Below are 12141 nucleotides of genomic sequence, written 5' to 3' on the forward strand. Positions count from 1 at the left end.
CCTCCGTGTGTGGCCGGCCGGTTCACCGTCAGCCGCCGAACCAGGAACCCCGTCCGCCGTACCAGTCGCTGAGGTGCGGGGTCCCGGCGCTGCGTCCGCCCCGGCCACCGAGATAGCTGCCCACCACGGCGGCACCGAGGTCGTCGAGCTCCGGGGAGACGACCCGTCCCTCGACCCGGGCGGCGAGCTGGTCGATGAACCGGGCCAGGCCCGGGTCGTCGCCGAGGCGGAAGAACGTGACCTGCGCGCCGAGCCGGGAGGAGTTGTCCAGCTCGCGCACCGACCACGCCACGGTGCGCGGGTGCGGCGGGTAGGAGAACCACACCTCTCCATCGGGCTCGAGGTGGCTGGTCGGCTCGCCGTCGGTGACGATCAGCAGCACCGGCTGGGCATTGGGGTGCTTGCGGAAGTGTCGGTTCGCCAGCAGCAGCGCGTGGTGCAGGTTGGTCCCCTTGTCCCACATCGCGTCCAGCCCGGTGAGCTCGTCGATGTCCATCACGTGCGCCGCGCGGCCAAAGCCGATCAGCTGCAGGTGGTCGCCGCGGAACCTGCTGGTGATCAGCTGGTGCAGCGCGAGCGCCGTACGCTTCATCGGCACCCAGCGGTTGGCCATCGCCATCGAGAACGACGTGTCCACCAGCAGGGCGACCGCGGCTTGCGTGCGGGCCTCGGTCTCGTTGACCTCGATGTCGCGCACGTCGATGCGGACCCCGGAGCGGGCATCGCCACCCTCCCCCGCGGTGCGTACGACGGCGTTGGTGATCGTCCGGGTGACGTTCCACGGCTCGGTGTCCCCGAAGGTCCACTCGCGGCTCGCGCCGCTCATCTCCCCGGCCGCACCCGCATGGCGCATGTCGCGCTGGCCCTGCCGGCCCGACATCCGGTTGGCGACGTCCTTGAGCAGCGCCTTGCCGAGCTGGCGCATCGCCTTGGGCGAGAGCTTCAGCTGGCCGTCCGAGCCGCGCTTGAGGTACCCGGTCTCGTTGAGTGCCCGCTCCAGCTCCGCCAGCTTCTTGGCGTCCACCGAGGCCTCCTCGCCGAGCTGACGGGCCAGCTTGTCGAGGTCGACGTCGTCCATCCGGGCGCCTCCGTAGGACTGCGAGAGCTGCTCCCCGAGGTCGTCGAGCTCCGCGAGGTCCTGGAGTACACCGGTCCCGTCACCGAGTCCCAACCCCTCCTCGCCGCCGAACTCCTCCGAGCTGCCCCAGTCCTCACCGGGCCGCAGGGCCCGCAGGTTGTCGTCGAGCTGGGAGAGCCCCTGCATCAGCTCGGGGCTGCCGAAAGCCTCGCTGGCCAGGGCGTCGAGCTCGTCGCGCTGCTCCTGGGTCATCGAGTTGCGCATCCGCTGGGCGGCCGCTGCCCGCTGGGCGAGGGCGTCCATCAGCTCGTCGATGTTCTGCGGGTTCTCGGGGAAGTACTGCCCGTGCTTGTCCATGAAGTCGGCGAAGTCCTGCTCGGTGTCGACCCCCTGACGGTGCTTGTCCAGCAGGTCGTTGAGGTCGCCGATCATCTCCTGGATCGCGGCCTTGTCCTCCTCGGTCGCGTTCTCCAGGGCCTGCTTCATCCCCTTGAAGCGCTGGTCGAGCATCTCCCGGCCGAGCAGGTCTTTGATCTTCTCGTAGTTCTCGCGGGCCTGGGAGCTCTTCCAGTCGTAGTCGCCGAGCTCCTTGACCGCCGCCGCCGTGCTCGGCGGGAGGGCACCGAGCTGCAGCTCGCGGAAGTCACGATCGGCGTCGTCGAGGTCGACGTCGCGGGCGAGCTGCTTGCGCTCCTCGAGCACCGCCTGGTCCAGCAGCTCGCGGATCTCCTCCATGGTGCCGTCGAGGTTGTGCTTGGCCAGCAGCTCGCGCCGCTTGGCCGCCACCTGACGGGCCAGGTCGTCGAGACCCCGCTGGTCCTGCCCTCCGCGGCGGAGGAACTCCCGCATGGCGCGCTCCGGGGAGTACCCGGCCATCACGTCCTCGCCGATCGCGTCCAGCGCCTCGGCGAGGTCGACCGGGGGCGCGAGCGGGTCCGGGCCGCCTCCGTAGCGGCCGTAGCGGGAGCGCCGCCGCTCAGCCATAGACGGTCTCTCCGTCGGCGGACTCCTTGCTGACCTTCTGGGCCAGGTAGAGCCCCTCGAGAGCGAGCTCGATGGCGCTGGCCCGCTCGCCGTCGTTGGCGGCCTCGAGCCGTTCGCAGATCTCGTCGTACACCTCGGACTCGCCGAGCGCCGGCAGCCCGGTGAGGAAGTCGAGCGCGGTGACCTGCTCGCCGGTGGTGACGCTGGCGCCGGACTCCAGCGCCTGCACGAGCAGGCCGAGGTCCAGGCCCGCCAGGCGGGAGCGGACGGTCTCGGCGGTGGCCCGGCGCAGCAGGTGCTCGAGGATCTGGGCCTCGCGGCCCTCCTCGCCGGTCTCGAACTCCACCTTGCCGCCGAGTACGTCGACCGCGGTCTCGAGGTCGACGACGCGGGCGACCGCCTCGTTCTCCCCCTGGGCCGTGGCGCGGTGCAGAGCGGCGGCGGCGATCGTCTCGGCGCCGGCGATGGCGAACCGCGCCGAGACGCCGGAGCGCTGGTCGACGGCGCTCGACTCGCGCAGTGCACGGGTGAACCGCGCCAGGATCTCGACGAGGTGCGGGGGTACGTCGGCGACGAGGTTCGCCTCCTGGAGGATCACCGCGACCTCGTCGACGAGCTCGATCGGGTAGTGCGTGCGGATCTCGGCGCCGAAGCGGTCCTTGAGCGGGGTGATGATCCGGCCGCGGTTGGTGTAGTCCTCCGGGTTGGCGCTGGCCACCACGAGCGTGTCGAGGGGCAGCCGCAGCACGTAGCCGCGGATCTGGATGTCGCGCTCCTCCATCACGTTGAGCATCGCGACCTGGATCCGCTCGGCGAGGTCGGGGAGCTCGTTGATCGCGACGATCCCCCGGTGGGAGCGAGGGATCAGGCCGAAGTGGATCGTCTCGGGGTCGCCGAGGCTGCGGCCCTCCGCGACCTTCATCGGGTCCACGTCGCCGATCAGGTCCGCGACGCTGGTGTCGGGGGTGGCGAGCTTCTCGGCGTACCGCTCGTCGCGGTGGCGCCACGCCACCTGCAGGTGATCACCCTGCTCGAGGGCACGCCGCTTGCTGGCGTGGAGGATCGGGTCGTAGGGGTGCTCCCCCAGCTCGGAGCCGGCGATCACCGGCGTCCACTCGTCCAGGAGACCCACCATGGTGCGCAGCAGCCGGGTCTTCCCCTGGCCGCGCTCCCCGAGCAGTACGACGTCGTGCCCGGCGAGGATGGCTCGCTCGAGCTGGGGGATCACAGTGGTCTCGAAGCCGTGCAGCCCCGGCCACGGATCCCGTCCCGAGCGCAGCGCGTCGAGGAGGTTGTCGCGCAGCTCCTCGCGCAGCGACTTCTGCACGTGGCCGCTCTCGCGGAGCTCGCCGAGGGTGCTGATGGAAGGTGGTGTCGTCGTCACGTTCGCAACGCTACTCACCGTCGGAAACGCCCGTGTTTCGTCTCATCCCCCGTCCCCCCTTCCCGCCGAGACGTCCCATCTGAAAGCCCCCACCCCGCCGACACGTCACAACCGAAAGCCGGCAGTGCGCCGAGACGTCGCATCTGAAAGCCAGCAGCGCGCCGAGACGTCGCATCTGAAAGACGGGATCTCTTTCAGATGCGACGTCTCGGCGGATGGGGTGGGTCGGGGAGGATGGGGGGATGGGTGGTTTCGGGTGGTCTACGGATGCTTGTCCTTGCGGATCGCCCGCGCGGCCGGGGGCGTCGTACGACGAGTGCTGCGGGCCGTTGCACCGTGGGGAGCGGCAGGCCGACTCGCCGGAGGAGCTGATGCGGTCGCGGTTCTCGGCGTACGCCGTCGGCGACTCCGACTACGTCTGGCGCACCTGGCATCCACGGACCCGGCCCGAGCAGGTGACCCCCGACCCGGGCACCCGGTGGACCCGGCTCGAGATCGTCGAGGCCCACGACGACGTGGTGGAGTTCCGCGCGCACTATGAGCAGGCCGGCAAGCACGACGTCCTGCACGAGCGCAGCGTCTTCGAACAGCGGGCCGGGCGCTGGTTCTACGTCGACGCCATGTGAGAGACCCGGCACCCAGACGTGGGACCTGGGAGTCCGGCCTTTCAGTTGCGACGTCTCGGCGGGCGTTTGCGTGACCCGGGCTCAGCGGACCGCGCCGGCCAGCGCCGCCTCGGAGACGAGCCCGTGGCGGATCCGCTGCGGGTGGTCGCCCACCGAGAGACAGGCCAGCTTCTTCTTCGTCTCGAAGTCCAGCACGGCCACCGAGTCCGACTCGCTCAGCGAGACCCAGCAGGTGTTCCCGAGACCAGGGTGGCGGGCAGGGCGAGCAGGAGCGATAGGGCTGTACGGCGCATGCCCGGTCAACGACCGGAGAGACCGGGCGCGTCACGGCCACGTCACCTGCCGGGCTCAGCGGCTGAGCAGCACCGAGGAACCGTGGCCGAAGAGGCCCTGGTTGGCGGTGATGCCGACCTTCGCGTTCTCCACCTGGCGACCGGTGGCCTGCCCACGCAGCTGCCAGGTCACCTCGCACACCTGCGCCAGCGCCTGGGCCGGCACGGCCTCGCCGAAGCAGGCGAGCCCGCCGCTGGGGTTGACCGGGATCCGGCCGCCGATCGTGGTGTCGCCCGCGCGCAGCAGCTGCTCGGCCTCGCCCTGGCCGCACAGCCCGAGGTCCTCGATCCAGTCGAGCTCCAGCGCGGTGGAGAGGTCATAGACCTCGGCCAGGCTGACGTCCTCGGGCCCGATGCCCGCCTCCTCGTACGCCGCGGCGCCGATCGACTGCTTGAACGTCTGCGCAGGGGCGACCGCGGTCGACGGGTCGGTGGACAGCAGCGGCATGTCGATGACGGTCTGCGGGAAGGTCGGCGTGACCGTGGAGATCGCCCGCACCCGGACCGGTTCGCTGCCGCCCAGGCCGTGGCGCCGGGCGTAGTCCATCGAGGTGAGCACCACCGCGGCGGCACCGTCGGAGGTCGCGCAGATGTCCAGCAGGTGCAGCGGGTCCGAGACCACCGCGCTGCCCAGCACGTCCTCGACCGAGACCTCCTTGCGGTAGCGCGCGTTCGGGTTGTGCAGCCCGTGCCGGGCGTTCTTCACCTTGACCCCGGCGAAGTCGGCGGGGGTGGCGCCGTAGAGGTCCATCCGGCGGCGCGCGTAGAGCGCGAAGTAGCCGGGGTTCGTCATCCCGAGCAGCCGGAACCGCAGCCAGTCCGGGTCGTCCCAGCGCTCCCCCGCATTGGGCGCGAGGAAGCCCTTCGGCGTGGTGTCGGCCCCCACGACCAGGGCCACCTCGCACAGGCCCGCGAGGATGCGCGCGCGTGCGGTGTCGAGGGCCTGGGCGCCGGTGGCGCAGGCGGCGTACGACGTGGCGACGCGGGCGCCGTTCCAGCCCAGGGCCTGCGCGAACGTGGCGCCGGCGACGTAGCCGCCGTACCCGTTGCGCACGGTCTCGCCACCGACGACGAAGTCCACGTCCCGCCAGTCGACGCCGGAGTCCTTCAGGGCCTCGCGGGCGGCGTGCACGCCGTAGCTGACGAAGTTCTTCCCCCACTTGCCCCAGGGGTGCATCCCGACCCCGAGGACGGCGACGTCCTTGTCGTTGCCGGCGCTCACTGGTCGGCCTCCTCGCCCAGCTCGACCACTCGCCCCGAAGTCAGGGGGAGCCAGCGCCAGATGGTGCGCTCGCCGGTCTCGTCGGCGTAGAGGGTCTCGATCACCAGCTCCACCTCCGAGCCCACGTGGACGTCGGCGACGCCGTACCCCTCCGCGAGCTGGCCGAGGACCACGAAGCCCTCCGGCAGCTCGACCGCGGCGAGCGCGAACGGGACGTAGGGGTCGCTGGCCGGGACGTACGGCGGCGGCGGCTGGTACTGCGCGTCGGTGTAGGACCACACGGTCCCGCGACGGGAGAGCTCGGTGAGCTCGAACTGCTCGCCGTCGCACGCCGGGTTGCGGCAGAACCCCTCGGTGCGCGGGAAGAACACCGACCCGCAGGCGGTGCACCGCGAAGCGAGGAGCGCGGGCTCCGGGCCGGTGGTGAACCAGCCCTCGATCGCCGGTGTCGCCGTTGTCGCCGCCTCGGTCATCGACTCTCCTAGAACTAGAACAGGTTCTCATTCTGGCACACGGACGCCGCCGGTCCGGCCTGCGATCCTGCCTGCCGGAAAGCACCCGGTGTGTGCCAGTCTGTGCCCGTGCAAGCGGCCCACACGATCGCAGTCGTCTTCGGCCTGCTGCTGCTGGCCGCGCTGGCCGTGATCGGCGCGCTGGTCCAGCGACTGCGCCAGCAGGAGGAGCAGCTCCGCGAGCTGCGCCGGGAGCTGACCGCCCAGCAGGCTCCTCGGGGGCCGCGCGCGATCCAGGCCGCCGGCCAGGCCGTGCGCACCGTGGTGGAGACCGCGACCCGGGTGCGGGAGCAGGGCGTGCGCGGGATGCTGCTCAGCTCCATCGACGACCTGGCGGCATGGGCGGTGGAGGACCGCAACGAGATCGCGCGGATCGCCTCCCCCGACGGCACCGTGACGATGATGTTCTCCGACATCGAGAACTCCACCAGCCTGAACAGCGAGCTCGGGGACGACCAGTGGGTCAGGCTGCTGGGCGCTCACGACCGCCTGCTGAAGACCTATGTCGACCGCCACCGTGGCCACGTCGTGAAGAACCAGGGCGACGGCTACATGGTGGTGTTCCCCACCCCCGAGCTCGCGATCGCCGCCTCCGTGGGCATCCAGCGGGCCCTGAGCGCCAAGCGGCAGCGCAGTCGCCAGCTGCGGCGTACGCCGATCCGGGTGCGGATCGGCCTGCACACCGGGACCGCGATCGAGCGCGAGGGCGACTACTTCGGCCGTAACGTCGCGATGGCCGCCCGGGTCGCCGCGATGGCCGACGGCGGCGAGATCCTGGTGACCGAGGACATCGCGCAGGCGCTCGCCGACTCCCCGGACCACCGCTTCGTCGAGGACGACGTGGTGGAGCTCAAGGGACTGCCCGGCGAGCACCAGCTGTGGATGGTCGAGACGCCCTGAGAGACGCCCTGAGCGCCGAAGGGTCAGCGCGCGACCGGCTCCCCCGGTGCCATCGCGGCGCGGCGACCGATCAGGCCGAGCAGGACCATGGCGACACCCAGGACGAGGTGCAGCCAGTTGTCGGCGTTGTTGACCGGCACGAAGTTCGCGCTGCCGTCGTGGTCGATGACCACCCCGTAGAGCCACAGCACGAGGTAGACGACACCGCCGCCGATCAGGTAGTACGTCGCCCCGGCCATGGTGCGGGCGAGCGCGAGGCCGGCGACCCCGAAGAGCAGGTGCACGATGTTGTGCAGCACCGAGACCTGGAAGATCCCGAGCAGCTCGGCGCTGCTCTCGTGGCCGGCGAAGCTGAGCTGGTCGTAGTCGGTGGTGATGCCGGGGATGAAGCCGGCGATGCCGACCAGCAGGAACACCGCGCCCACGACGGTGGCCGCGAGGCGGACCATCCGCGCCTGGTCGCGCGCCACCCGGCGGCTGTTCTTCACCTCGGGAGTGCCCGGGTCGATGCTCGAGCTGGCGTCGTCGCGCTTGCCGGCGTCCTTCTCACTCACGAACGTGTCCTTTCCTCGCGGATGCTGGGGAAAGGAGTACCCCACCTCGGGGCCGGCACGCGTGGCCTGCCTCACACCGCGCGCCATGACAGGATCTGGGCGTGCTCCGGGTACTGGTCGTCGACGGCGCCAACGTCGTGGGATCGCGCCCCGACGGCTGGTGGCGCGACCGGGCGGGTGCCGCTGCCCGGCTGCACGGCCGGCTGGCGGTCGCCGACACGTCGTACGACGAGATCGTGCTGGTGCTCGAGGGCCAGGCCAAGGCCGGTGTCCCGCGGGGCCGCGACGGTCACCTGCGCACCGTGCACGCGGGCAAGGACGGCGACTCCACGATCATCATCGAGGCCCGCTCCGCACGGGAACGGGAGCACGACGTGGTCGTGATCACCGCCGACCGGGCGCTCTCGCAGCGGGTGGAGTCCCTCGGGGCCCGCACGATGAGCCCGACCTGGCTGCTCGCCGTCCTGGAGGCGTGACCCGGCGCTAGTAGCCCTGGCTGCGCCGAAGCCGGATCACTGCCTCGGGGTCGAGGTGGTTCTCCTCGCGCCAGCGGGCGAGCCGAGCACGGTCACGCTCCAGTGCCTCCGGAGGGCTGTCGAGGCGCTCGTGGTGCCAGCGCAACACGTCGTCGGCGTACGCGATCCAGGCGATCGGCCGGGCCGTGCGGATCGCGTCCAGCGCCTCGATCGGGTCCCAGCCCTGCGCCAGGAGCACTGCGTACCCCACCGAGGGTCCGCGGTTGATGCCCATGTGGCAGTGGGTCAGCACGACGCCGCCCTGCTCGATCGCCTCCAGCGCCCAGGACACCGCGTCCTCGAACCACTGGGTCGGCACCCGCTGGCCGGCGTCGTCCATCCCGTGGTGCAGGTAGGACATCGTGGGCGCGTGCTCGGCGACGTAGTCCTCGTCGCTCCACTCGATCCGGGCGTCGAGGACGTGGGTCACCCCCACCTCTACGAGCTCGCGCAGCTGCTCGGCGGCGAGGTCGGCGTCCTGGGTGTCCAGGTCGCCGCCCACGAGCAGCTCGGGCGTGACGAAGGCTGCGTTGGCCGTGGCGAGCGGGGGGTGTCGACGATCCATCGGAATCGAATCTAGTCCCTCGTCCCGACACTCCTCGGCGGAGCGCATCAGTCCTTGCTGGCGCGACGCTTGAGCGGCCTGGTCGCCGGGCCCTCCAGCACCGTTCCGTCGGGGGCGAACCGGGAACCGTGCAGCGGGCAGTCCCAGGAGCTCTCGGCGTCGTTCCAGTGCAGCAGGCCGCCGAGGTGGGTGCACACCCCGACCACCTCGCAGGAGCGCTCCTGCCGCACCGTCTCCACGACGGAGCCCGCCAGCGCGATCCCGACCTTGCCGTTGATGCTGATCGTGTTCAACACGCCGGAGAGCCGGGGGTTGCGCCGGTCGAAGGGCTTGGCCCACGACGGCTCGGAGCCCAGGATCCGCCCGGAGATGGCCCGCCCCGCTGCGACGCCGTTGGTCATCCCCCACTTGTCGAACCCGGTTGCCACCGAGATCCGCCCGCCGCCTCGGGGCAGGTGCCCCACGAACGGGATTCCGTCGACCGGCGAGTAGTCCTGCGCCGACCACTGGTGGGTCTCGACGGCGCCCGGGAAGTGCTCGGCCGTCCACTCCCGGAGCCGGTCCACGTGCTCGAGCTCGGAACGCGTGCGCCCCACGGAGTGGCCGCTCCCGCCGACCAGCAGCTTGGGCCCGTTCTCCCCGGGGGTGTCGCGGACCGAGCGGGAGTCCGACCCGGCGGAGAGGAACATCCCCTCCGGAGGCGCCGGCCAGTCGTAGGCGAGGGCGTAGGAGCGCTCCGGCTCGACCTTGGCGAAGAACAGGCCCCGATCCAGGATCGGGGTGCCGGTGGCCAGCACGACGTGGTCGGCGAGCAGCGTGGTGCCGTCGTCCAGGGTGAGCTCGGGCCGTCCGGTCAGCGTGACCGTCCGGACCCGGTGGCCCTGGTGCAGGGTGCCGCCGTGGTCACGCAGCTGGGCGACCAGGGCCGTGAGGAAGTCCATCGGGTCGAACTGGGCCTGCTCCTCCAGCACGGTGGCGCCGTGGAACGGGAAGGGCACGTCGAGCTCGTCGCGCCAGCGCACGTCGAGGCCCAGGAGCCGCGCCGCGTCGTACTCCTTGCGGACGGTGGAGACCTCGGACTGCTTCGCGGCGTAGGTGTAGGCGGCCCGTCGCTGGAAGGGCACTCCGTGGTCCTCGCAGAACCGCAGCAGCCACTCCTGGCCCTCCCGGTTCGCCTCCACGTAGGCGGAGGCCACCTCCTGGGACTGGTAGCGCAGCAGACCGGTGTACTTGGTGCCCTGGAGCAGCGAGACCTTCGCGGTGGTGTTGCCGGTGGCGACGGCGCCCACCTCCCGGGCCTCGACGACGGCCACCCGCCGCCCCGCGCGTGCCAGCAGCAGCGCGGTGGTGAGGCCGGTGATGCCCGCGCCCACGACGACGTCGTCGACGGGAGCGTCGGGCAGCGGGTCACTGGGAACGGTCTGGGCGTGCGCCAACCACAGGGAGGTCATGGGGCCTAGCGTGCCCAGCGACCCCGGGGTTCATTCCTGATGCGGCGAGCGTCACGCTGCCCGGACGGCGCCGGGGGCGTGCCGCGACGGGTCAGCGGTTGAACCGCACGTCCCGCTCGGCCGCGTAGAGATCGGCCTTGTTCTGGTAGTGCATGACGACGTCGCTGAAGACCTTCCAGTCGACGTCGCGGGCCCGGACCACGACCCACCGGTCCTGGTAGTTCGCGAAGGCGATCTCCCCGTCACTGACCCGGATGTCCACCGAGGGGTCCTCGAGGTCGAAGCTGTCGACGTGACCGTCACGGCGGATCGAGATCATCGAGCCCTCCACCGTGATCCGCTGCGGGATGTTGGCCTGCAGCATCGCCCAGACGATCACCAGGGAGACCACGGCCGCGGCCGTGACCAACATCGCCCAGACGTTGCGCTGCGTGATCGACAGCGTGGCACCGATGCACAGCGCCATCAGCGCGATGACGGCCAGCATGCGCATCACCCGTCGACCGGGGTCGGGTGCGACGAACACGTACTGCTTGGCCTGGGTCTTCGTGTCTTTCCTCGAGCCCATCGGACACCTCCTTCGCGACGATCCCCCCGGGCGAACCAAATGAGGCTCAACAGGGACATTTCAGAGACTGCCACGCGGAGCAGCGCTCCGTACGGGAATCCGGGAAACCTCGGGGGTCGGAAACCTTGCCTTTTTCGATTCTACCTCGAAACCGCACAAATCGGACCTACCGTTTCCGTCGTGACTGTTTCCCGCGCCCTCCGGTCCGCCATCACAGCGATCGGCGTGCTCGCCCTGGCGGCCACCGTCACGGCGTACGCCGGACCGGCGCCCGGACCGACAACGAGCGCGCCCGTCGCGGACGCCTGGGCCTCCGGCGAGGTCAGGCCGGCAGCTACGACCTACCCCACCAACGCGGCCAAGATCTTCCGCTGGGGCAAGGCGCAGTGGGTCGATGAGTTCATCGGCCCGCTCAAGCCGGTGTGGTCGGTGAACCAGAAGGCGCAGGTCCGCAACCAGAACGGGATGCTCACCCTGGACACGTTGGGCACCAGCGGCACCGTGACCGCGAAGCTCACGGGACGCTCACGTCAGTACGGCCGTTGGGAGGCACGCGTGCGCTCGCGGCAGTACGGAGCGAAGGCGACGCCGTACCGGGTCGCCTGGGAGCTGGTCCCCACCACCGGGGAGCGGTGCGGGGCCCGCAGCATCGTGCTCAGCGACTACGTGATCGGCACCAACGTGGCGACGGCGCACCTGCGCAACCTGCCGGACCTCGACTACAGCGTCTCGAAGAGCCTTCCGCTGAAGAACAAGTTCCACACCTACGCGGTCGAGGTCACCCCCGACCGCATCTCGTGGTTCGTCGACACCCGCGTGGTGATGACCGAGCGGCGGCCCGCAGCCCGCACGGGCGCGTCGTACGACGTGCGCTTCCGGCTGATCGCCACGCCCGGCAAGAAGATGAACCGCGGCCGGATGCAGATGGACTGGGTGCGCCACTACACGCTGGCGCGCAAGAACGCCCAGCCGATCACTGCGCCGCAGGCCAGGCTGGGGACCTACGCCGACGCCTGCTGACTACCCGGCGTCGGTGAGGTTCTGCAGCCGCACCTGACCGCGCGAGGCCAGCTTGCCGGTCTCGTCGATGGTCGTCTCGACCAGCCACACCTGCTGCGACCTGCCGCGGTGGATCGGAGTCGCGACGGAGGTGAACCCACCCTCGCTGATCGCGCGGTAGAAGTCGGTGTTGTTGTTGACGCCGACGACCCGCCCGCGCTCCCCGAGCCACACCGAGGCACCCATGCTCGCCAGCGTCTCCACGACGCTGCAGTGGGCACCGCCGTGCACGATCCCGTGCGGCTGGTGCAGGTGCGGACCGGCCTTCCAGGTCGCGATGACCTTGTCCCCGGTGAGCTCGACGAACTCGAGTCCGATGTAGTTGACGAACTCACCGGCGATCTCGGTGGCGTCCCCGGGCAGCATCACCTGGGGATCGGCGCTCACCTCG

General features: G+C 70.8%; 13 protein-coding genes. 4 read left to right on the forward strand and 9 right to left on the reverse strand.

The window, feature by feature from the left end; all coding sequences use genetic code 11:
- Positions 1-28 precede the first annotated feature (28 nt).
- Both AC4BGC_RS13515 and AC4BGC_RS13520 read right to left on the reverse strand, forming a co-directional pair.
- Entirely contained in the window at positions 29-2062 is a 2034-nt protein-coding gene (locus AC4BGC_RS13515; protein ID WP_490556239.1) for a vWA domain-containing protein, read from the reverse strand.
- Positions 2055-3446 (reverse strand): magnesium chelatase, encoded by a 1392-nt coding sequence (locus AC4BGC_RS13520; RefSeq protein WP_490556240.1) that lies wholly within the window; start codon positions 3444-3446, stop codon positions 2055-2057. The genes AC4BGC_RS13515 and AC4BGC_RS13520 overlap by 8 nt, the downstream gene beginning before the upstream one ends.
- Positions 3447-3688: 242 nt before the next feature.
- Here AC4BGC_RS13520 and AC4BGC_RS13525 point away from each other — a divergent pair, with 242 nt between their 5' ends.
- Positions 3689-4072: a YchJ family protein gene (locus AC4BGC_RS13525; protein ID WP_490556241.1), complete on the forward strand. Its 384-nt coding sequence runs from the start codon at positions 3689-3691 to the stop codon at positions 4070-4072.
- A 348-nt stretch (positions 4073-4420) separates the two neighbouring features.
- Here AC4BGC_RS13525 and AC4BGC_RS13530 read toward each other — a convergent pair whose 3' ends face one another.
- Positions 4421-5626 (reverse strand): lipid-transfer protein, encoded by a 1206-nt coding sequence (locus AC4BGC_RS13530; protein WP_490556242.1) that lies wholly within the window; start codon positions 5624-5626, stop codon positions 4421-4423.
- Positions 5623-6099: a Zn-ribbon domain-containing OB-fold protein gene (locus tag AC4BGC_RS13535; RefSeq protein WP_490556243.1), complete on the reverse strand. Its 477-nt coding sequence runs from the start codon at positions 6097-6099 to the stop codon at positions 5623-5625. The genes AC4BGC_RS13530 and AC4BGC_RS13535 overlap by 4 nt, the downstream gene beginning before the upstream one ends.
- A gap of 108 nt (positions 6100-6207) precedes the next feature.
- Between AC4BGC_RS13535 and AC4BGC_RS13540 the strand changes: the two genes are divergently transcribed.
- Complete coding sequence (locus AC4BGC_RS13540) at positions 6208-7038, forward strand: adenylate/guanylate cyclase domain-containing protein (RefSeq protein ID WP_490556244.1); 831 nt, start codon at positions 6208-6210, stop codon at positions 7036-7038.
- 23 nt (positions 7039-7061) lie between these two features.
- Here AC4BGC_RS13540 and AC4BGC_RS13545 read toward each other — a convergent pair whose 3' ends face one another.
- Positions 7062-7592 carry a DUF4383 domain-containing protein gene (locus AC4BGC_RS13545; protein WP_490556245.1) on the reverse strand — a complete coding sequence of 177 codons (531 nt, stop codon included), beginning with the start codon at positions 7590-7592 and terminating at the stop codon, positions 7062-7064.
- Positions 7593-7693: 101 nt separating this feature from the next.
- Between AC4BGC_RS13545 and AC4BGC_RS13550 the strand changes: the two genes are divergently transcribed.
- Positions 7694-8068, forward strand: a complete 375-nt coding sequence (locus tag AC4BGC_RS13550; protein WP_490556246.1) for an NYN domain-containing protein — start codon at positions 7694-7696, stop codon at positions 8066-8068.
- A gap of 7 nt (positions 8069-8075) precedes the next feature.
- Here AC4BGC_RS13550 and AC4BGC_RS13555 read toward each other — a convergent pair whose 3' ends face one another.
- From AC4BGC_RS13555 to AC4BGC_RS13565, 3 genes are all read right to left on the reverse strand, one after another.
- Complete coding sequence (locus AC4BGC_RS13555) at positions 8076-8672, reverse strand: dual specificity protein phosphatase family protein (RefSeq protein WP_490556247.1); 597 nt, start codon at positions 8670-8672, stop codon at positions 8076-8078.
- A gap of 47 nt (positions 8673-8719) precedes the next feature.
- Entirely contained in the window at positions 8720-10123 is a 1404-nt protein-coding gene (locus AC4BGC_RS13560) for an FAD-dependent oxidoreductase (RefSeq protein WP_490547884.1), read from the reverse strand.
- Positions 10124-10214: 91 nt separating this feature from the next.
- Positions 10215-10691, reverse strand: a complete 477-nt coding sequence (locus tag AC4BGC_RS13565) for a hypothetical protein (RefSeq protein WP_490547883.1) — start codon at positions 10689-10691, stop codon at positions 10215-10217.
- A gap of 180 nt (positions 10692-10871) precedes the next feature.
- On the opposite strand from AC4BGC_RS13565, the gene AC4BGC_RS13570 reads away from it, so the two are divergent.
- On the forward strand, positions 10872-11711 hold the full coding sequence (locus AC4BGC_RS13570; RefSeq protein WP_490556248.1) for a glycoside hydrolase family 16 protein: 840 nt from the start codon (positions 10872-10874) through the stop codon (positions 11709-11711).
- Here the strand turns inward: AC4BGC_RS13570 and AC4BGC_RS13575 are convergent, their stop codons facing one another.
- Positions 11712-12137: a PaaI family thioesterase gene (locus AC4BGC_RS13575; RefSeq protein ID WP_490556249.1), complete on the reverse strand. Its 426-nt coding sequence runs from the start codon at positions 12135-12137 to the stop codon at positions 11712-11714.
- Positions 12138-12141: the final 4 nt, after the last annotated feature.

Source organism: Nocardioides sp. Z38_18 (genome assembly GCF_058215695.1).